Raw genomic sequence first — 21,283 nt, 5'->3', positions numbered from 1 at the left:
ATCCGACTCCTTTGTAGTTTCAGGGTTTATGTAGGGGCGTAGCTCAATTGGCAGAGCGTCGGTCTCCAAAACCGAAGGTTGGGGGTTCGAGGCCCTCCGCCCCTGCCACCGAATCTGGTGCAGGGCACCGAAAGTAAAATATAAATGTCTAATCAATCCGTGCAGACCGTCAGCACGTCGAATGACAAGATTAAGGTTGTACTGGCCATCGCCATTGCAATCGCAGGCGTGATAGGTTTTTACTACCTGTCGGACAAACCAGCTCTGGTACGCGCAGGCGCACTTGTGGCTGGTTTGGCTTTTGCCGTTTTGATCTTGTGGACTTCGTCGACTGGCCGTGATTTCCTGAATTTCGCCAAAGAAGCCGTTCGCGAGACGAAAAAGGTCGTGTGGCCTACCCGCCGCGAAGCCGCCCAGATCACCGGCATCGTGTTTGCCTTCGTGCTGGTAATGGCGATCTTCCTGTGGGGCACGGATAAGACTTTGGAATTCCTGTTGTACGACGTCATTCTGGGCATACGAAAATAATGAGCGAAAATGTGCAAGACGACGCTCAGGGCGCGGCCCCTGAGCAAGAAGCTGGCGCAGCGCCAATCAGCGTACCGGTGAGCAACAAGCGCTGGTACGTTGTGCATGCGTATTCCGGCATGGAGAAAAGCGTGCAGCGCGCGCTGACCGAGCGCGTCGAACGCGCCGGCATGCAAGAACAATTTGGCCAGATCCTGGTGCCGACCGAAGAAGTGGTCGAAGTCCGCAATGGCCAAAAATCGGTTACCGAACGCCGTTTCTTCCCTGGCTACGTGCTGGTGGAAATGGAAATGACCGACGAAACCTGGCACCTGGTGAAAAACACCAGCAAAGTGACCGGCTTCATCGGCGGCAAATCGAACAAGCCTACCCCGATTCCTGCGCGCGAGATCGACAAGATCATGCAGCAGATGCAAGAAGGCGTCGAGAAGCCACGGCCAAAAGTGCTGTACGAAGTGGGCGAGCAAGTCCGTATCAAGGACGGCCCGTTCACTGACTTCAACGGCAACGTCGAGGAAGTCAACTACGAGAAATCGAAAGTGCGCGTCTCGGTCACCATTTTTGGCCGCGCAACGCCCGTCGAACTCGAATTCGGCCAAGTCGAAAAAGTATAAGACCGTTCGCCAGAACGGGCGACGGTGTCAAAACCCTAGTGAATTCTGGCAAAAGAGGAGCCCCGCCCTGCAGTTTCGCATGGTGGGGCGCTACTACTCATATCCAAGATAGGAGCCATCATGGCAAAGAAAATCATTGGTTTTATCAAGCTGCAAGTGCCAGCTGGTAAAGCAAACCCATCCCCACCGATCGGCCCAGCACTGGGTCAGCGCGGTCTGAACATCATGGAATTCTGCAAAGCGTTCAACGCGCAGACCCAAGGTATGGAACCAGGCATGCCGATCCCAGTGGTGATCACTGCCTTCGCGGACAAGTCCTTCACCTTCGTGATGAAGACCCCACCAGCGACCTTCCTGATCAAGAAGCACTCGGGCGTGCAAAAAGGTTCGGCCAAGCCACATACCGACAAGGTAGGCAAGCTGACCCGCGCGCAAGCTGAAGAAATCGCTAAACTGAAAACCCCTGACCTGACCGCTGCTGACCTGGATGCTGCTGTACGCACCATCGCTGGCTCGGCTCGTTCGATGGGCATCACCGTGGAAGGTCTGTAATCATGGCAAAACTGTCCAAACGCGCACAAGCCATCAAGGCCAAAGTTGACACCACCAAGAACTACTCGTTCGACAGCGCTGTTGCTCTGATCAAAGAACTGGCGACCGCCAAGTTCAACGAATCGATCGACGTGTCGGTACAACTGGGTGTGGATCCTAAGAAGTCGGACCAAGTGGTTCGCGGTTCGGTCGTGCTGCCAGCTGGCACCGGCAAAACCGTTCGCGTCGCTGTGTTCGCTTCGGGCGACAAGGCCGAGCAAGCTAAAGCTGCTGGCGCTGACGTTGTTGGTATGGAAGACCTGGCCGAGCGCGTCAAAGCCGGCGACATGCCTTTCGACATCGTGATCGCTTCGCCAGACACCATGCGTATCGTTGGTACCCTGGGTCAGATCCTGGGCCCACGCGGCCTGATGCCTAACCCGAAAGTCGGCACCGTAACCCCTGACGTCGCTACCGCCGTGAAAAACGCGAAAGCCGGTCAAGTTCAGTACCGTACCGACAAAGCCGGTATCATCCACGCGACCATCGGCCGCAAATCGTTCAGCGATGCAGATCTGAAGAGCAACCTGGTTGCCCTGATCGACGCCCTGAACAAAGCCAAGCCAGCTTCGTCGAAAGGCGTGTACCTGCGCAAAGTGTCGATCTCGTCGACCATGGGCGCCGGCGTTCGTCTGGACCAGGCTACCCTGGCAGCTTAAGTTTCAAATTTAGTCGCTGAGCTGAAAAGCTTGGCGCAGTTCTTTGGGATGGCTGCTGCGCAAGCAGCAGCCGCAATCAAAGACCGTTGGGCTAGGCGCATCAGGCAGGCGCCCGGTTAATTGAATGTTTCACCCAACGCAGATGGTGTTCCCGATCAAGTTTTGCAGTCCATTGGACTCCTAACCTCGGACGCCGTTGTTCGAACCGATGGCCGGCAATTCAGCTGGTTATCATTTAAGGAGATTGACCGTGGGTCTCAATCTGAATGACAAAAAGGCCGTTGTTGCCGAAGTTTCCGCAAAAGTAGCAACTGCGCAAACTATCGTCGTGGCCGAGTATCGTGGCATCCAGGTTGCTCACTTGACGCAACTCCGTGCCAAAGCGCGCGCTCAAGGCGTGTACCTGCGAGTGTTGAAAAACACCCTCGCACGTCGCTCCGTTGAAGGCACGCAATTTGCCGCCCTGGCAGACAGCATGACCGGTCCGCTGATCTACTCGATCTCGGATGATGCCGTTGCAGCAGCTAAAGTCGTAGCCGACTTCGCTAAAACCAACGACAAACTGGTTATCACTGCCGGTAACTACGCAGGCAAGCAGCTGGATAAAGCAGCTGTTGCAGCGTTGGCGAGCATTCCTAGCCGTGAAGTCCTCATCTCGCAGCTGTTGGGCGTTATGCTGGCTCCGGTATCGGGCTTTGCACGTGGTCTGGCTGCTCTGGCAGCGAAAAAATCCGAAGGCGCTCCAGCTGCTGAAGTTGCAGCTGAAGAAGCCCCAGCAGCGTAAAGACGCTGTTTCGACTCTCGGGTCGATGGTTTTTTCCCATCAAGTAGCATTCTGAATTAACGTATCAAAAAATTATTGGAGTTTCAAATGGCAATTAGCAAAGAAGACATCCTGAACGCAGTTAGCGAAATGTCCGTCATGGACCTGAACGAACTGGTTAAAGCATTCGAAGAGAAGTTCGGCGTTTCGGCCGCTGCAATGGCTGCTCCAGCAGCTGGCGGCGCAGCTGGCGGCGCAGCTGCTGCTGAAGAGCAAACCGAGTTCAACCTGGTTCTGTCGGAAGTTGGCGCTAACAAAGTTGGCGTAATTAAAGCAGTTCGCGAAATCACCGGTCTGGGCCTGAAAGAAGCCAAAGATCTGGTAGACGGCGCACCGAAGACCGTGAAAGAAGCTCTGTCGAAAGCTGACGCTGAAGCCGCTAAGAAGAAGCTGGAAGAAGCTGGCGCCAAGGCCGACCTGAAGTAATTAGCTGTACCGGTGGCTAAGACATGTGCTTAGCAACCAAGAGCCAAAGCTGAGAAGGTTTCCCCTTGAAAAAGGGGAAACTTTCGGCTTTGGCTCCTTTGTCGTCTGTGTCGTATTTGTAGCGTTGTAACGACGTTGCAGTTCCAATTGAATCAGCTGGAAATGGTAGAAGTTTCAGGTTTCGTCTGTGTGACAGACAGCCCGGTTCTTCCTGGAATACAGGCAAAACCTGAAATTTTTTCCCTTTCTGTCACTCACGGAGTGTCCATGCACTACTCATTTACTGAGAAGAAACGCATTCGCAAATCATTCGCGAAGCGCGCCAACGTTCACAACGTTCCGTTCCTGCTGGCTACCCAGCTCGAGTCCTATCACAGCTTCTTGCAAGAAGACATCGCACCGTCCGCGCGCAAGAACGATGGCCTGCAGTCGGCCTTTACCTCGATTTTCCCTATCGTTTCGCACAATGGTTTTGCGCGTCTCGAATTCCTGTCGTACGTACTGGGCGATCCCGCCTTTGACGTCAAGGAATGCCAACTGCGTGGCCTGACCTTCGCGTCGCCGCTGCGCGCCAAGGTTCGCCTGGTGATTCTGGATAAAGAATCGCCAACCAAGCCGGTCGTTAAAGAGATGAAGGAACAGGAAGTCTACATGGGCGAACTGCCCCTGATGACCTCCACCGGTTCGTTCGTGATCAACGGTACCGAGCGCGTTATCGTTTCGCAGCTGCACCGCTCCCCAGGCGTGTTCTTTGAACACGACCGCGGCAAGACCCACTCGTCCGGCAAACTGCTGTTCTCGGCCCGTATCATTCCTTACCGCGGTTCGTGGCTGGACTTCGAGTTCGACCCGAAAGACATCCTGTACTTCCGCGTCGACCGCCGCCGCAAGATGCCGGTATCGATCCTGCTGAAAGCCATCGGCATGACGCCAGAGCAGATCCTGGCCAACTTCTTCGTATTCGACAATTTCCACCTGCGCTCGGAAGGCGCGGAAATGGAATTCGTGGCCGAACGCCTGCGCGGCGAAGTCGCGCGCTTCGACATCGTCGATCCGAAGACCGGCAAGACCATCGTCATGAAAGACAAGCGTATCAATGCCAAGCATGTACGCGACATCGACGCTGCCGGCCTGAAACACATCTCGGTACCGGAAGACTATCTGGTCGGCCGCGTGCTGGCCAAGAACATTGTTGATGCGGACACCGGCGAAGTCATCGCCAACGCTAACGATGAGCTGACCGACGAAGTGCTGAACCGCCTGCGCGACAGCAATGTGTCGGACATCCAGACCCTGTACACCAACGATCTGGACCAAGGCGCTTACATCTCGCAGACCCTGCGCATCGACGACACCGCCGACCAGACCGCTGCCCGTATCGCCATCTACCGCATGATGCGTCCTGGCGAACCGCCAACCGAAGAATCGGTGGAAGCATTGTTCAACGGCCTGTTCTACAGCGCCGACCGTTACGACCTGTCGGCTGTGGGCCGGATGAAGTTCAACCGCCGCATCGGCCGCGATGAACTGACCGGCGCCATGACCCTGTCGAACGAAGACGTGCTGGCCGTGATCAAGATCCTGGTGGAACTGCGCAATGGCCGTGGCGAAGTCGACGATATCGATCACCTGGGCAACCGCCGCGTACGCTGCGTGGGCGAACTGGCCGAGAACCAGTTCCGCGCCGGCCTGGTACGTGTTGAGCGCGCCGTGAAAGAGCGTCTGGGTCAAGCTGAAGCTGACAACCTGATGCCGCACGACCTGATCAACTCGAAGCCGATCTCGGCCGCCATCCGCGAGTTCTTCGGTTCGTCGCAGCTGTCGCAGTTTATGGACCAGACCAACCCGCTGTCGGAAATCACCCACAAGCGCCGTGTATCGGCTCTGGGCCCTGGCGGTCTGACCCGCGAACGCGCCGGCTTTGAAGTGCGCGACGTGCACCCGACCCACTACGGCCGCGTGTGCCCGATCGAAACGCCTGAAGGCCCGAACATTGGCCTGATCAACTCGCTGGCACTGTACGCCCGCCTGAACGAATACGGCTTCCTGGAAACCCCATACCGCAAGGTAGAAGGTTCGAAAGTCACCGATCAGATCGACTACCTGTCGGCAATCGAAGAAGGCCGCTACATCATCGCCCAGGCGAATGCCAAGGTGAACGACGAAGGCCAGCTGGTCGACGAACTGGTGTCCTCGCGTGAAGCCGGTGAAACCATCCTGGTGTCGCCAGAGCGCGTGCAGTACATGGACGTTGCGCCAGGCCAGATCGTGTCGGTGGCAGCATCGCTGATTCCATTCCTGGAACACGATGACGCGAACCGTGCACTGATGGGCGCCAACATGCAACGCCAGGCTGTACCTTGCTTGCGTCCTGAAAAGGCGCTGGTCGGTACCGGTATCGAACGCACCGTTGCGGTCGACTCGGGCACCACCGTGCAAGCGCTGCGTGGCGGTATCGTCGACTACATCGATGCAGGCCGCGTGGTGATCCGTGTTAACGACGACGAAGCGCAAGCTGGCGAAGTCGGCGTGGACATCTACAACCTGATCAAGTACACCCGTTCCAACCAGAACACCAACATCAACCAGCGTCCTATCGTGCAGGTTGGTGACCGCGTCGCCAAGCACGACGTGATCGCCGACGGCGCATCGACCGACCTGGGCGAGCTGGCACTGGGCCAGAACATGACCGTGGCCTTCATGCCATGGAATGGTCTGAACTTCGAAGACTCGATCCTGATCTCGGAAAACGTCGTAAAAGATGACCGCTACACTTCGATTCACATCGAAGAACTGTCGGTGGTTGCTCGTGACACCAAGCTGGGCGCGGAAGAAATCACCCGCGATATCTCGAACCTGGCCGAGAACCAACTGGCTCGCCTGGACGAATCCGGCATCGTGTACATCGGCGCTGAAGTCCAGGCCGGCGACACCCTGGTCGGTAAAGTGACGCCTAAAGGCGAAACCCAGCTGACCCCGGAAGAGAAGCTGCTGCGCGCCATCTTCGGTGAAAAAGCATCGGACGTGAAAGACACCTCGCTGCGCGTGCCTTCGGGCATGGTCGGCACCGTGATCGACGTTCAAGTGTTCACCCGCGAAGGCATCGTGCGCGACAAACGCGCCCAGCAGATTATCGACGACGAACTGAAGCGCTTCCGTCTGGACCTGAACGACCAGATGCGTATCGTGGAAGGCGACGCCTTCCAGCGTCTGGAGAAAATGCTGATTGGCCAAGTGGTCAACGGCGGTCCGAAGAAGCTGGCCAAAGGCGCCAAGATCACCAAGGAATACCTGGCTGATCTGGACAAGTACCACTGGTTCGACATCCGCCCTGCGGACGACGCCGCTGCTACCGCGCTGGAAGCGATCAAGGAATCGATCAACGAGAAGCGCCACCAGTTCGATCTGGCCTTCGAAGAGAAGCGCAAGAAACTGACCCAGGGCGACGAACTGCAACCTGGCGTGCAGAAGATGGTCAAGGTGTACCTGGCCGTTAAACGCCGCCTGCAGTCGGGCGACAAGATGGCAGGCCGCCACGGTAACAAGGGTGTGGTCTCGCGTATCGTGCCGGTGGAAGACATGCCGCACATGGCCGACGGTACGCCGGCCGACGTGGTGCTGAACCCGCTGGGTGTGCCGTCGCGTATGAACGTGGGTCAGATTCTGGAAACCCACCTGGGCTGGGCAGCGAAAGGCCTGGGCATCCGTATCAGCGAAATGCTGGCGCAGCAGATTAAAGTGGAAGAGATGCGCAAGTATCTGACCACGGTCTACAACGAAACCGGCCGTCCTGAAGATCTGGACAAGTTCGACGACGAAGAGATCATGAAGCTGGCGCACAACCTGAAAAAAGGTGTGCCGTTCGCAACGCCGGTGTTTGACGGTGCGCACGAGTCGGAAATCCGCCGCATGCTGGATCTGGCTTACCCGGACGAGATCGCAACCCAGCTGGGCATGACCGCGTCGAAAAACCAGGTCACCATGTACGACGGCCGCACTGGCGAAGCCTTCGAACGTAAAGTGACCGTGGGCGTGATGCACATGCTGAAACTGCACCACTTGGTGGACGACAAGATGCACGCGCGTTCGACCGGTCCATACTCGCTGGTGACGCAGCAGCCGCTGGGCGGTAAAGCCCAGTTCGGTGGCCAGCGCTTCGGTGAGATGGAGGTGTGGGCACTGGAAGCGTACGGCGCATCGTACGTGCTGCAAGAAATGCTGACCGTGAAGTCCGATGACGTGAATGGCCGTACCAAAGTGTACGAAAACCTCGTCAAGGGCGACCACGTGATCGATGCCGGCATGCCGGAATCGTTCAACGTGCTGGTGAAAGAGATCCGTTCCCTGGGTATCGATATCGACCTGGAACGCAACTAAGACACTGGCCGCCGCCCCGCTGGCTTTCGCCGGCGGGGCAGTTTAAGAATTCATCACTACCTGGAGTGATACATGAAAGCACTGCTCGATCTATTCAAGCAAGTACAGACGAACGAGACCTTTGACGCGATCAAAATCGGTCTCGCTTCGCCTGAAAAAATCCGTTCGTGGTCCTACGGCGAAGTTAAAAAGCCGGAAACCATCAACTACCGTACCTTCAAGCCAGAGCGCGATGGTCTGTTCTGCGCCAAAATCTTTGGCCCAATCAAAGACTACGAATGCCTGTGCGGCAAGTACAAGCGCCTGAAACACCGCGGCGTGATCTGCGAAAAGTGCGGCGTTGAAGTGACGCTGGCCAAGGTGCGCCGTGAGCGCATGGGCCACATCGAACTGGCGTCGCCAACTGCGCACATCTGGTTCCTGAAATCGCTGCCGTCGCGTCTGGGCATGGTTCTGGACATGACCCTGCGCGATATCGAACGCGTGCTGTACTTCGAAGCATATGTCGTGACCGATCCAGGCATGACCCCGCTGAAGAAGTGCCAGATCATGTCGGAAGACGACTACGCCGCCAAGTACGAAGAGTACGGCGACGACTTCACCGCCTTCATGGGCGCTGAAGGTATCCGCGAACTGCTGCGCTCGATCGACATCCACCGCGATGCCGAGACCCTGCGCGTGGAACTGAAGGAATCGAAGTCCGAAGCCAAGATCAAGAAATACGCCAAGCGTCTGAAAGTGCTGGAAGCGTTCCAGCGTTCGGGCATCAAGCCTGAGTGGATGATCATGGAAGTACTGCCGGTGCTGCCACCGGAACTGCGTCCACTGGTGCCACTGGACGGCGGCCGTTTCGCGACCTCGGACCTGAATGACCTGTATCGTCGCGTCATCAACCGTAACAACCGTCTGAAACGCCTGATGGAGCTGCGCGCTCCAGAGATCATCACGCGTAACGAAAAGCGCATGCTGCAAGAAGCGGTAGACTCGCTGCTGGACAACGGCCGTCGCGGCAAAGCGATGACTGGCGCCAACAAGCGTCCGCTGAAATCGCTGGCTGAGATGATCAAGGGTAAGGGCGGCCGCTTCCGTCAGAACTTGCTGGGTAAGCGCGTCGACTACTCGGGCCGTTCGGTGATCGTGGTGGGCCCGCAGCTGAAACTGCACCAGTGCGGTCTGCCGAAGCTGATGGCGCTGGAACTGTTCAAGCCATTCATCTTCAACAAGCTGGAACTGATGGGTCTGGCGACCACCATCAAGGCTGCCAAGAAACTGGTTGAGATTCAAGAACCAGTGGTTTGGGACATCCTGGAAGACGTGATCCGCGAACACCCGATCATGCTGAACCGTGCACCAACCCTGCACCGTCTGGGCATCCAGGCGTTCGAGCCAGTCCTGATCGAAGGCAAAGCAATCCAGCTGCACCCACTCGTTTGCGCGGCATTCAATGCTGACTTCGACGGTGACCAGATGGCAGTTCACGTTCCGCTGTCGATCGAAGCACAGATGGAAGCCCGCACCCTGATGCTGGCTTCGAACAACATCCTGTTCCCATCGAACGGCGAACCATCGATCGTTCCTTCGCAGGATATCGTGCTGGGTCTGTACTACGCGACCCGCGAAGCGATCAATGCCAAGAACGAAGGCATGCTGTTCCCTGACGTGTCGGAAGTCATCCGTGCTTACGACAACAAGGAAGTGGAACTGACCACCCGTATTACCGTACGTATCGTTGAGCATCCAAAAGATCCAGCGACGGGCGAATTCGTTCGCACCGTGACCCGTTACGAAACCACGGTTGGCCGCGCCATCCTGTCGGAAATTCTGCCGAAAGGTCTGCCTTTCAGCGTGCTGAACCGCGCCCTGAAGAAGAAAGAAATTTCCAAGCTGATCAACACCTCGTTCCGTAAGTGCGGCCTGCGCGCTACCGTGGTGTTCGCTGACCAGCTGATGCAGTCGGGCTTCCGCCTGGCAACCCGCGCCGGTATTTCGATCTGCGTGGACGACATGCTGGTACCGCCACAAAAAGTCACCCTGATTTCGACCGCCGAGTCGGAAGTCAAACAGATCGAGCAGCAGTACGCTTCGGGTCTGGTGACCGCTGGCGAGCGTTACAACAAAGTGGTCGACATCTGGGGCAAGACTTCCGACGAAGTCGGCAAGGCCATGATGGACCAGCTGAAAGTGGAAGACGTCATCAAGCGTGACGGCACCAAGTCGACCCAGGAATCGTTCAACGCGATTTACATGATGGCTGACTCGGGCGCACGTGGTTCGGCCGCACAGATTCGCCAGCTGGCGGGTATGCGTGGTCTGATGGCGAAACCGGACGGTTCGATTATTGAAACGCCGATTACCGCGAACTTCCGCGAAGGTCTGAACGTTCTGCAGTACTTCATCTCGACCCACGGCGCTCGTAAAGGTCTGGCGGATACGGCACTGAAAACCGCAAACTCGGGTTACCTGACCCGTCGTCTGGTGGACGTGACCCAGGATCTGGTGGTGATTGAAGACGATTGCGGCACCAGCAACGGTACCGTGATGAAGGCAATGGTTGAGGGCGGTGAAGTGATCGAAGCCCTGCGCGACCGTATCTTGGGCCGTGTGGCTGGTACTGACATCGTCAATCCAGAAACCCAGGCTACCCTGTACGAAGCCGGCACCCTGCTGGACGAAGACATGGTGGAAGAGATCGAACGCGTTGGTATCGACGAAGTCAAAGTCCGTACCCCGCTGACTTGCGACACCCGCTACGGCCTGTGCGCCAAGTGCTACGGCCGTGATCTGGGCCGCGGCCTGCTGGTCAACGCCGGCGAAGCAGTTGGTGTGGTGGCAGCGCAGTCGATCGGTGAGCCGGGTACCCAGCTGACCATGCGTACCTTCCACATCGGTGGTGCGGCATCGCGTGCAGCAGTGGCGTCGTCGGTGGAAGCCAAGTCGAACGGCACCATCCGCTTCACCTCGACCATGCGTTATGTGACCAACGGCAAAGGCGCGCAAATCGTCATTTCCCGTTCGGGCGAAGTCCTGATCACCGACGACCACGGCCGTGAGCGCGAGCGCCACAAAGTGCCGTACGGCGCGACCCTGATCGTCAAGGATGGCCTGGCCGTTAAAGCCGGTACCGCCCTGGCAACCTGGGATCCGCTGACCCGTCCGATCATTACCGAGTACGCCGGTACGGTGCGTTTCGAGAACGTCGAAGAAGGCGTGACCGTAGCCCGTCAGGTGGACGAAGTGACCGGTCTGGCGACCCTGGTGGTCATCGACGCGAAACGTCGCGGTTCGCTGACCAAGACCATGCGTCCGCAGGTGAAACTGCTGAACGAAGATGGCCACGAAGTGAAGATTGCCGGCACCGAACACGCTGTGGCGATCGGTTTCCAGGTTGGCGCACTGATCATGGTGAAAGACGGCCAGCAAGTGTCCGTGGGTGAGGTTCTGGCGCGTATCCCGACCGAATCGCAGAAAACCCGTGACATTACCGGTGGTCTGCCACGCGTTGCCGAGCTGTTCGAAGCACGTTCGCCGAAAGATGCGGGCATGCTGGCGGAAGTTACCGGTACTGTTGCCTTCGGTAAAGAAACCAAGGGTAAGCAGCGTCTGGAAATCACCGACATGGACGGCAACAAGCACGAGTTCCTGATTACCAAGGATAAACAAGTGCTGGTGCACGACGGCCAAGTGGTGAACAAAGGTGAGATGATTGTTGACGGCCCGGCCGATCCACAAGACATCCTGCGCCTGCTGGGTATCGAAGCCCTGGCGCGCTACATCGTTGACGAAGTGCAGGACGTGTACCGTCTGCAGGGCGTGAAGATTAACGACAAGCACATCGAGGTGATCGTTCGCCAGATGCTGCGTCGTGTTCAGATCACCAATGCTGGCGACACCAACTACATCGTTGGCGAGCAAGTGGAGCGTTCGGAACTGCTGGAAGAAAACGATCGCGTTAATGCAGAGAATAAGATCCCTGCAACGTACGAAAACGTGCTGCTGGGTATTACCAAAGCATCGCTGTCGACCGATTCGTTCATTTCGGCTGCATCGTTCCAGGAAACCACCCGTGTTCTGACCGAAGCTGCAATTATGGGCAAACGCGATGGTCTGCGTGGTCTGAAAGAAAACGTGATTGTGGGTCGTCTGATTCCAGGCGGTACCGGTCTGGCATTCCACCGCGCTCGTAAAGAGAAAGAGCAGTGGGAAGTCGAAGAGCGTCAAGCTCTGCTGGCAGCTGAAAAAGCCGCCATGTCCGGCGCCGACGTGGAAACCACCGAAGTGGCTCCACACAGCGACGAAGCGTAATTAATCTGCGCTAAATAAAAACGGCACCTGCGGGTGCCGTTTTTTTATTCTCGAATATATTAATTGGTGCGCAAAGCAGATTAATATCTCTTTTAAATATTTAGATAAGTCGCGTCTCGATTTACGGCCGCGTACGTCAGCGGTGTTGCGATGGCATGCTCAATAATTGAGCAGTAGCGTGGCAAGGGCTTGTCGCAGGGAAAGAGATGCCGCTTGTTGCGTGATGATACATTGTGAATCCGCTTCTTTTACATGCCAGCAAATAGTTCGTTCATGCTAAGATTTGGCTCATGATTGCTCAAGCCCTCTTCACTCCCGCCCAGCAGAAACTGCTGGGCTTGCTGTTTGTACGTGTCAATCAAGGTTTCCACTTGAATGAGATCATGCGCCTCACCGGACTGGGCAGCGCATCGGCGCAGCGCGAGCTGAAGCGGCTGCACGAGTCGGGCGTGATCGTGTCTGAGCGCATCGGCAATGTGCGTCGGTTTAAGCCGAACAAGGATTGCATCGTATTCGGCGAATTGAGCGGCCTGGTGAAAAAAACCTTCGGCCTGGTCAGCGTGTTGAATTCGGCACTGGCCCCTTTGCAGCACGTGTTGAATGTGGCCTTTGTTTATGGCGCCACCGCCAAGGAACACGAAGGCATGGATACTGCCGTTGAATTACTGCTGATCGGCGATAACACCAGCTACGGCGAGTTATTATCGCGCCTGCCGGTCGCTGAACGTTTATTGCGCCGTAAAATCAATCCCAACCTTTATTCTATTCCCGATTTTAAACGCCGCCTGCGCGAACAACAGCCATTTATTCTGGAGGTTTTGCGCGGTCAAAAGATTTATGTTTTGGGCGATGAAACGGATTTGGAAAAAGTCAGCGGCGACGATTTAAATCAATTGGCCGGGTAGGAAACGATAAAGCAAAGCGCGTATATTTTCCCGCCTGTGATTCACATTGAATATTGCCGCCAAACGCAGTAATCACTTTCCGGCAAAACGCCAATCCCAATCCAGTTCCGCCGGTGCTATAAAACGGTTCAAATACATGGGGCAATATATCGTCGGGAATACCCACGCCGGTGTCCGTTACCGTTAATTGCCGGCCCATTAAACGAATCTCCACTTCGCCCCGGCCCGCCGCTTTAATCGCGTGCAAGGCATTCTTGAACAGGTTGTACAGCACGTACACCAGCAGCACGTCCGAGCCGAAAAAGGTGAAGTCTTCACCGCCGCGCACCCGGACTTTTTCCCGCATCGACGTTTCAAACGGATAACTGGCCAGCGCCTCGTCCACGCATTTCTTGATTGAATGGTTGGCAAAATCGCTACGCGCCAGCGTGCCGGCGCGCGCCGAGGCCAGCATCATGTCGACGATAAAATTGGAGCGGCTGATCTCGGTTTCGATGTGCTGATTAAACTGATGCAAGTATTGCAACTGCGCTGCCGACAGCGTCGGCGCCAGCAATTGCTGCTCAACCGCCCGCTGGTAGCCTGCCAACAATTCCGGCAAGCACCGGCTGAGTACGCGCGACTGGTTGCGGATGGTCGCCAGCGGCGTGCGCATCTCGTGGGCGATGGTGGCCGCAACCTCCAGCGGATCGGCCAGCAAGTTGTAGCGCACCATGGCCTGGGCAATCAGGCCGAGGCTGGTGGCGACAAACAGCACGCCCGGCGGGTAAAACTGCACGCCGTAGTTGCACAGGTAATCAACCGAGGCAAAAAAGTAGATCAGTAAGCTGACCAGGCAATAGCGCAGCCGGGTGCGCTCGGTGGAAACCGCCATGCGCTGACGCCGGTACAGCAGCCACAGCCCGCGCCCGACCACCAGCGCAGTTTGCAGCAAGTGCAAGGGATGCAGCAGGCCGGCCTTAGGGTAGTAGCCGAAGAAATATGGATACAGCCCGGCCACCACCCAGTCCGTGGTCAGCAGCAGCAGACCCAGCACCCCGGCCATGCCATAGGACAGCGCTACCCAGCGCCCCTCGCCGCGCTGTGCCGCCAACTCCGAGATGAAGTGGTACAGCGTGGTCGGCAGGAACAAGATCATCAGGTAGCCGAGCTTGGCCAGCGACAGCGCCTCGTGCGCGTCATGCATCTGGAACAGGATGGCCCACGTGAATTGCCAGCAAAAGGTGGTGCTGCACAGCAGGAAGAAGGTCAGGCTGATGCGGCTGACCCCGCGCGAGTGCAGCACGTAAGCGCCGTAGCACAGGAACAGCAGGGAGACCACGGCGGGCAGAAGGGAGTGCATGATGCTGGTTCCAGACAAGTTGAGAGGTCAGACAAGTATTGCGCTTGCTGAACAGCCTCGCTTGTTTTTCGTAACAGCCTTTGCGCCAGATCAAACTTCCTTCACGCCAACTCCCGCGTAGTGGTGCTGCCCGGTTGCCGGGTAACCATCCAACTACTTAAGGAGTCTCATCATGCTGATGCAAGTGACCAACCAAACCTTCACCCATTCCCTGACCATCTACCTGAAGGACTCTAATGCCTATGGCAACACCTATTTCGCCCGCTACTTCGAATGGCAAGGTATCTGCCGCGAAAAGTGGTTCTTCGAGTGTATTTCGCGCGACATGCTGCAAAACGAAGGCGTATTCATTACCAAGCACGCGGAGCAGGACTATTTGCACGAGACCTTCCCGTTCCAGGACATCGCTTGCGAGTTGAACGCCTATGACGTGAAGAAGTGCTCCTTTTGGCTGGAGTTCCGGTTTTTTGCGGGCGGCAAGCCGGTGTCGGTGGGGCGTCAGCAAATCGTGTTTGCCAACCATGCCAAGCAAATCACCGCGCTGCCGGAGGCGGTGATCGCCAGCATTAAGCGTTACGTGAAGTAAGCGTGGAGGAGGCGGGCCGAACAGCCCGCCTTTTCAGATGACTGCTTTATTGCTGAGAAGCGATCCAGCGATCAACCTTTTGCTCCAGCAGGGCCAGCGGCACGGTGCCGTCGCCCAGCACCACCGCGTGGAAGGCCGGCAGGTTGAACTTGTCGCCCAGCGCCTTCTGAGCACGCGCGCGCAGTTCCTGGATCTTCAGCGAACCTACTTTGTAGCCCAGCGCCTGACCCGGCCAAGCCATGTAGCGCTCGGTCTCGGTCTTGGCCACCACGTCATAGCCCAGCGTATCTTTCATGTACTGGATGCTTTGCTCGCGAGTCCAGCCCTTGGCGTGCATGCCGGTGTCCACCACCAGACGCACGGCGCGCAGCATCTCATCATTCAGGTGGCCGAAGTACTGGGCCGGATCTTCAAACAAGCCCATTTCCTTGCCCAAGGTTTCTGCGTACAGCGCCCAACCTTCAGTGAAGGCGTTGTTGCCGCCGAATTTACGGAAGTTCGGCAGATTCAATTCCTGCGTCAGGGCGATGTGGAAGTGGTGGCCCGGCTTGCCTTCGTGCAGGAACAAGGTGGTCATGCCGGTGCTGCCGTACTTGCTTGGATCATTGACCACCGACCAGAACACGCCCGGGCGCGAACCATCGCCGGCCGGTGCGGTGTAGTGGTCGGAAGCGGTGGCGCGGCTCAGTTCCGGCTCAAGGCGCAGATCCAGCTTGGCTTTCGGCAGCAGGGTGAACATCTGCGGCAGCTTGGTGTCGAGCACATCGCTGAGCTTGTGGTAGACCGCTTGCACTTCCTCTTCCGTCTTGAACGGGTAGAACTTGGCTTGCGCCGCCACCCACACCGGCAAGCCGGCGGCCGGGCCGGTGTAGCCCAATTTCGGGCCGAGCACGGCAAATTCCGACTGAATGCGCGCGACTTCTTTCAGGCCGATCGCGTGGATTTCTTCCGGTTTAAGCGAAGTTGTCGTCGCGTTGGCGACACGCGCCTGATACCAGGCTGCGCCGTCCGGCACTGCGCTCAGGCCGGTCGTGGTGCGGCAAGCCGGCAAGTAGTCGTGCTCGATGAAGTTAGCGAGGCGCACCAGCGCCGGCATCACTTTATCGTTGATGGTGTTGCGGTAGGCGGCCGTCAAACGCGGCTTGTCGGCATCCGGGAACGACGCCGGCAGCTTGGTGATCGGCGTGTAGTAAATACTGGCTTCCGGCGTTGCACTCAGCAATTGCTTGAACTGGGGCAGGGCCGACACCATCAGCGGCTTCGGCTGGGTCACGCCTTTTTTCATGCCCTCGCGCATATTGGCGATGGCTTGGTCGATCCACGCCGGCAGTTGCGACACGCGGCTCAGATAGGCCTCGTATTCCTTGACAGTGCCGATCGGCTGCGACGCTTCGCCGCCCGCGTAATTGGCCAGCGTCACCGGCATGCTGTCCATCTGGCTCAGCGGCAGCAGGTGCTCGGGGAAGCGTTCCATGGCGATCAAGCCGTTCAGCTCGTATTGAAGGATGTCGTAGTTGATGCGGTCGCTCTCGACCAGTTGCTCGCGCTTGACGGCCTTCAGGCGCTGCGCGAACTGGCGGTACAGCTTGAATTGCGCTGCGCGCTTCACCGGCGAAATGCTCATGCCCAGCTGATCGTCAAAACGGTTGTCGCCATTCTCTGTCGCGCCGATAGGCTCGAAGCGCGCAGCGGCATCGTAGTACTGATCTGCAATGGCCAGCAGGGCTTTGTGGCCTGCTTCGGCGACTTCGGCGCTGACCTTGGCGGCCGGTGCGGCAGTGGCAGCGCCCAGCGGCGCGAAGGCCAGCGCGACGGCGGCGGCCAGTGGAGCGATGATGTTGCGGCGATACGTCATGTAGAAATCCTCGGTGTAACAAAGTTGGCCGACAGCATAAGCCATCAAGGGGCTAGCGCGGGGACAATTTTTGTATCAGCGACACATTGTTTTGTAGCGGTAATAGTTGCTACCAGATTGCCATTTAATTTGTCGATTGGCTATCAGATGAGGAGTAATATGGGTTCCTGCGGCACCAACAAAAAAAACTTCGGGGGACATATGAACGGGTTGAAGAACAAGCGATAAAAATAGTGTGCCACGTCATTGGCCGCGCCTTGTGCGCGGCCTTTTTTATGCGGCCGCTTCGGCGAAGCGGCTTTCGTAGAGCGCCGCCAGCAAGTCCGATTGGGTAACGATGCCGACAAATCGCTGCTCTTGGTCGACGATGGGGATGTGATGGAAGCCTGAGTCCGCCATCAGAGGCACCAGGTCGACGATGGGCGTATCGATGCGCGCAGTGGTTGGATGGGCGCTCATGATCTGGCCCACCACCTCGGCTTTTTCCGTATGCGTTACGCCGCTCTTGCGCAAGAAGCGTTGGAGTTGCTGGCGGATGCTGCCGTAGTCGTCCAGCCCGCCGTGCTCGAGGAAATCGCTCTGGGTGACAATGCCGATTACGCGCCGCGCGCGGTTCAGCACCGGCAGCGCCGCCACGCGGTGCGTGCGCATTTGCGACCACGCTTCTGCCAGGCCAGTGCCGAACTCGGCGCTGATCACATCGCGCGACATGATGTCGGCGCAATGGATGATGCCGAAGCGGCGGTTGTAAGCGCGCTGCTCGGTCTGCATGAACAGCGATTCCAGGTCGTCGCGGCTAATGTCCAGCACTTGGTTGTGCTGTTGCAGCACCGCGTCCAGGTCTTCCGGCTTGAAACCAAGCCGCACGGTCGGCACCGCGTCCTTGGTGGCGTGCGGGTTGATGTGCGCGGCTTGCTGCACGTGCGGATAGCTGCGCCCGGTCAGATTGTTGTAAGTGATGGCCATCAGCACCAGCAGCACGGTATCGGCCAGCACCGTCATCAGCACGAATTCAAAGCCGGCCGCCTGTACCGCCGCGCCGCCGATCACCGTGGTCAGCGCCACCGCGCCGCCGGGCGGATGCAGGCAGCGCAGGGCGAACATGGCGGCAATTGCCGCGCCGCAAGCCACGCCTGCAAGTAAGGGCAGCGGCAGGCTGTGGCCTAGCCAGCGCACGCACGCCACGCCCAGCAATCCGCTGATGACGTTGCCGCCAATGGCAGACCACGGCTGCGCCAGGGGACTGGACGGCAGCGCAAACAGCAGCACCGAGGAGGCGCCGATCGGCGCGACGAGGAAGGCCGCCGCATGGGTTGATTTCAGCAGCGCTTGGCTGAGCAGGGCGGTCAGCACGATGCCGAGCAGGGCGCCGGCGGCGGCGCGCAATTGTTCTCGGCGGTTGGCAGTGGCAGGGCTGGGCAGCCAGCTGGCAAAGAAGGCGCGCATGGACTTAATCCAGTATTTTAAAGATGCATTATCGCATTTATTGGTGCGACAGCAGGCCTAGCGGCAGAGAGGTGGTGATCTTGATCTGCTCCATGGAAAACGCCGACGACACGCCGGTGAGTTTCACGGATTTAATCAACTTCTTGTAAAATCGGTCATATCCTTCGATATCGGTGGTAACCACCTTTAAAAGATAGTCCACGTCGCCGCTCATGCGGTGAAACTCCTGGATTTCCGGCAGGGCCGCCACGGCGTCGGCAAAGCGCGCGAACCAGCTTTCATCGTGCTGGGTGATGCGGATGCTGACAAATACCGTCACCGGCAAGCCCACTTTACGGCGGTTGATGATGGCCACGCGGTTCTCGATATAGCCTTCCTCTTCCAGCCGGCGCAGCCGTTTCCAGCATGGCGTGGAGGACAGGCCGACCTGCTCGCTTAGCTGGGCAACCGACAGCGTGCCGTCGCGTTGCAGGGCGTCGAGAATGGCGTAATCGTAGCGGTCAAGTTGGTTCATTCTAACATTCCGTAAATGGGAGTATAAAACAACTACATCTTAGGCTTGCAAGCGTAATTTTGGTACGTTTATTTCAGCTTCAGTGCGTAAGCTATACGGATGACTACCGAAATCTACCTCGACAGCAACGCCACCAGCGTTGTGCTCCCCGCCGCCATCGCCGCGGCCATCGACGCCATGGGCCAGCGCTACGGCAATCCGAGCAGCACCCACGCGACCGGCCTCAAGGCTAAAGTGATCCTCGACGACGCCCGTGCCTGCGCCGCGCGTCTGCTGGGCGTGGGTCAGGGCCGCCTGATGTTCAACAGCGGCGCCACCGAGGGCATCCAGACCGCCGTGCTGTCGGCATTGGTCGCATTGCGCGAACGCCGCGACGCGGGCGAGGCCATCGGCTCGCTGCTGGTCTATGGCGCTACCGAACACAAAGCCGTGCCGGAAAGCCTGGCGCACTGGAATCGCCTGCTGGGCCTGAACCTGGCGCTGCACAAGCTGCCGGTCGGCCACGACGGTGTGCATGACCTGGCAGCGCTGCGCGAGGTGGCGCCGCAAGCGGCCATGGTCTGCACCATGGCCGCCAACAACGAAACCGGTGTCGTCAGCGACCTCATTGGCATTGAAGCGGTGCTGGCGCAAACCAATACCGCAGCCCTGTGGATGGTCGACTGCGTCCAGGCGCTGGGCAAGCTCAAGCTGGATCTGTCGTCTACCCGCATCGATTACGCGCCGTTCTCCGGCCATAAACTGTATGCGCCAAAAGGCATCGGCATGCTGTACGTGCGCGCCGGCGCGCCGTTCACGCCGCTGATCATGGGCGGCGGGCAGGAGTCGGGCCAGCGCTCCGGCACCGAGAACATGGCCGGCATCGCCGCGCTGGGCGCCGTGCTGTCCGCACTGGAACGCGGCGACACCTTCCGCACCCAAGCCGAGCTGTGCGCCTTCCGCGCGCGTCTCGCCGACAGCCTGCGCGCCGCACTGCCGGGCGTGGTTTTCAACAATCCTTTCGACAAAGCGCTGCCAACCACGCTGAACTTCGCCGTACCGGGCCTCTCCAGCCGCGAGCTGATGGACGTGTTCGACGCCGCCGAGGTGCGCGTCAGCGCCGGCAGCGCCTGTTCCTCGTCCAAGGCAGCGCCGAGCTACGTGCTGGACGCCATGGGCTTGCCGCTGTGGCGCAGCGCCGGCGCCATCCGTATGTCGTTCGGCCCGCTGGCCGACGAGGCCACCATCGCCGCCGCCTGCGCCCGCATCGAACGTTGCGGCGCTGCGTTGCGCGCGAGCTGTCTGATCCCATCCGAACGCACCGCCGTGCCGCATGACGGCTTGTTGCAACTGGGCGTGGAGGGCGCGTGCAGCTGGATGGTGCTGGACGCCGCCAGCCGCAGCTGCATCGTCATCGATCCGCTGCCCGATCACGTGGCCCGCATCGAATCCTATGTGCGCTGCCAGAATTACCAGGTGCAAGCCATCGTCAGCACCTTGCCGAACGCCGGCCGCGCCATGCTGATCGAGGCGCTGGGCCGCCATTTCAACCGCCACGCCGATGCCGACGAGTATGGCTGGCCGCTGAACGCCGCTGCCGGCCTTGTGCTGGAAAACGGCAGCGGCGCCGCCAGCATCAAGCTCGGCCAACAAGTGCTGGCCTGCGTGCACTGCGGCACCGGCGACGAACTGCGCGCCTATCTGCTGGGCACGCCGCAAGGCGCGACGCTGCCGGCCGCATCGGTACGCTTCGCCTTCAGCGCCCACCCGGTGCAGCAAGCGCTGCACGCGGTAAGCACCGCGCAGACCCTGCTGTGCCCAACGCGTGACGAGCACAACCAGTTCTGCACCGTCGCTGCACCGCAGGCAACGCTCGCTGCCGACGCGCAACTCGACAGGAGCGCGCTCGACGCCTTCCTGCAAGCGCATCCAAACGCGCGCCTGGTCGATGTGCGCGAGCCATACGAGTTTGCCGCCGCCATCGCGCCAGCGCTGGCCGGCCGCGTGGCGCTGAGCGTGCCGCTGAGCCGCTTGGCTGAGCACGCTAGTGGCTGGCTGCGCGCCGAACAGGCGCCGCTGGTGTTCTTCTGCCGCAGCGGCAACCGCAGCATGAAGGCCGCGCAATGCCTGCGTCGCCTTGGTCACCAGCAGGCGTACAGCCTCAGCGGCGGCCTCGCGCTGGCCCCGCCGCTTCCTCTCGCCGCATAGCGTATTCCGGGCCGCAACTGCGGCCCATTTCTTTTGCTGACCTCGTATGTACGTCAGCGCACAGTCGCATGCCGTGCGCCCCAGTACGATTTCCTGACCCATACTGCCGTGCGCAGAACAGAAGCGAG

The 21,283-nt window shown here is 58.7% G+C and carries 15 protein-coding genes and 1 tRNA gene; 12 read left to right on the top strand and 4 right to left on the bottom strand.

Annotated elements, in window-relative coordinates:
- The first annotated feature begins 32 nt into the window (after positions 1 to 32).
- From GTP45_RS20220 to GTP45_RS20175, 10 genes are all read left to right on the top strand, one after another.
- Positions 33 to 108: transfer RNA gene (locus GTP45_RS20220), tRNA-Trp, on the top strand.
- A 36-nt stretch (positions 109 to 144) separates the two neighbouring features.
- Positions 145 to 528 (top strand): preprotein translocase subunit SecE, encoded by a 384-nt coding sequence (secE, locus tag GTP45_RS20215; protein WP_161015671.1) that lies wholly within the window; start codon positions 145 to 147, stop codon positions 526 to 528.
- Entirely contained in the window at positions 528 to 1,142 is a 615-nt protein-coding gene (nusG, locus tag GTP45_RS20210) for a transcription termination/antitermination protein NusG (protein ID WP_161015670.1), read from the top strand. Before secE ends, nusG begins: the two co-directional genes overlap by 1 nt.
- Before the next feature lie 120 nt (positions 1,143 to 1,262).
- A complete protein-coding gene (gene rplK / locus GTP45_RS20205) occupies positions 1,263 to 1,694 on the top strand; it encodes a 50S ribosomal protein L11 (RefSeq protein WP_072789258.1) in 432 nt (143 codons plus the stop codon).
- A gap of 2 nt (positions 1,695 to 1,696) precedes the next feature.
- Complete coding sequence (gene rplA / locus GTP45_RS20200) at positions 1,697 to 2,392, top strand: 50S ribosomal protein L1 (RefSeq protein WP_161015669.1); 696 nt, start codon at positions 1,697 to 1,699, stop codon at positions 2,390 to 2,392.
- A gap of 250 nt (positions 2,393 to 2,642) precedes the next feature.
- Positions 2,643 to 3,176: a 50S ribosomal protein L10 gene (gene rplJ, locus GTP45_RS20195; RefSeq protein WP_161015668.1), complete on the top strand. Its 534-nt coding sequence runs from the start codon at positions 2,643 to 2,645 to the stop codon at positions 3,174 to 3,176.
- Positions 3,177 to 3,263: 87 nt separating this feature from the next.
- On the top strand, positions 3,264 to 3,641 hold the full coding sequence (gene rplL, locus GTP45_RS20190) for a 50S ribosomal protein L7/L12 (RefSeq protein WP_161015667.1): 378 nt from the start codon (positions 3,264 to 3,266) through the stop codon (positions 3,639 to 3,641).
- Positions 3,642 to 3,908: 267 nt separating this feature from the next.
- Positions 3,909 to 8,018 carry a DNA-directed RNA polymerase subunit beta gene (gene rpoB / locus GTP45_RS20185; RefSeq protein ID WP_161015666.1) on the top strand — a complete coding sequence of 1,370 codons (4,110 nt, stop codon included), beginning with the start codon at positions 3,909 to 3,911 and terminating at the stop codon, positions 8,016 to 8,018.
- A 72-nt stretch (positions 8,019 to 8,090) separates the two neighbouring features.
- Positions 8,091 to 12,320, top strand: a complete 4,230-nt coding sequence (gene rpoC / locus GTP45_RS20180) for a DNA-directed RNA polymerase subunit beta' (protein ID WP_161015665.1) — start codon at positions 8,091 to 8,093, stop codon at positions 12,318 to 12,320.
- A 290-nt stretch (positions 12,321 to 12,610) separates the two neighbouring features.
- A complete protein-coding gene (locus GTP45_RS20175; RefSeq protein ID WP_161015664.1) occupies positions 12,611 to 13,225 on the top strand; it encodes a helix-turn-helix domain-containing protein in 615 nt (204 codons plus the stop codon).
- Here GTP45_RS20175 and GTP45_RS20170 read toward each other — a convergent pair.
- Complete coding sequence (locus GTP45_RS20170; protein WP_161015663.1) at positions 13,191 to 14,567, bottom strand: sensor histidine kinase; 1,377 nt, start codon at positions 14,565 to 14,567, stop codon at positions 13,191 to 13,193. The genes GTP45_RS20175 and GTP45_RS20170 overlap by 35 nt on opposite strands.
- Before the next feature lie 172 nt (positions 14,568 to 14,739).
- On the opposite strand from GTP45_RS20170, the gene GTP45_RS20165 reads away from it, so the two are divergent.
- Entirely contained in the window at positions 14,740 to 15,153 is a 414-nt protein-coding gene (locus tag GTP45_RS20165) for an acyl-CoA thioesterase (RefSeq protein ID WP_161015662.1), read from the top strand.
- 46 nt (positions 15,154 to 15,199) lie between these two features.
- Here the strand turns inward: GTP45_RS20165 and GTP45_RS20160 are convergent, their stop codons facing one another.
- From GTP45_RS20160 to GTP45_RS20150, 3 genes are all read right to left on the bottom strand, one after another.
- Positions 15,200 to 17,008: a DUF885 domain-containing protein gene (locus GTP45_RS20160; RefSeq protein ID WP_161015661.1), complete on the bottom strand. Its 1,809-nt coding sequence runs from the start codon at positions 17,006 to 17,008 to the stop codon at positions 15,200 to 15,202.
- A 273-nt stretch (positions 17,009 to 17,281) separates the two neighbouring features.
- Positions 17,282 to 18,454, bottom strand: a complete 1,173-nt coding sequence (locus GTP45_RS20155; RefSeq protein WP_161015660.1) for an HPP family protein — start codon at positions 18,452 to 18,454, stop codon at positions 17,282 to 17,284.
- 37 nt (positions 18,455 to 18,491) lie between these two features.
- The gene (locus tag GTP45_RS20150) at positions 18,492 to 18,968 is read right to left on the bottom strand and encodes an Lrp/AsnC family transcriptional regulator (protein WP_161015659.1); all 477 of its coding nucleotides are present in this window, start codon (positions 18,966 to 18,968) and stop codon (positions 18,492 to 18,494) included.
- Positions 18,969 to 19,067: 99 nt separating this feature from the next.
- On the opposite strand from GTP45_RS20150, the gene GTP45_RS20145 reads away from it, so the two are divergent.
- A complete protein-coding gene (locus GTP45_RS20145; RefSeq protein ID WP_161015658.1) occupies positions 19,068 to 21,155 on the top strand; it encodes an aminotransferase class V-fold PLP-dependent enzyme in 2,088 nt (695 codons plus the stop codon).
- Positions 21,156 to 21,283 lie beyond the last annotated feature (128 nt).

It is taken from the genome of Duganella rivi, from assembly GCF_009857435.1.
Lineage (GTDB): Bacteria > Pseudomonadota > Gammaproteobacteria > Burkholderiales > Burkholderiaceae_D > Rugamonas > Rugamonas rivi.
This window is presented reverse-complemented; position numbering and strand designations above follow the sequence as displayed.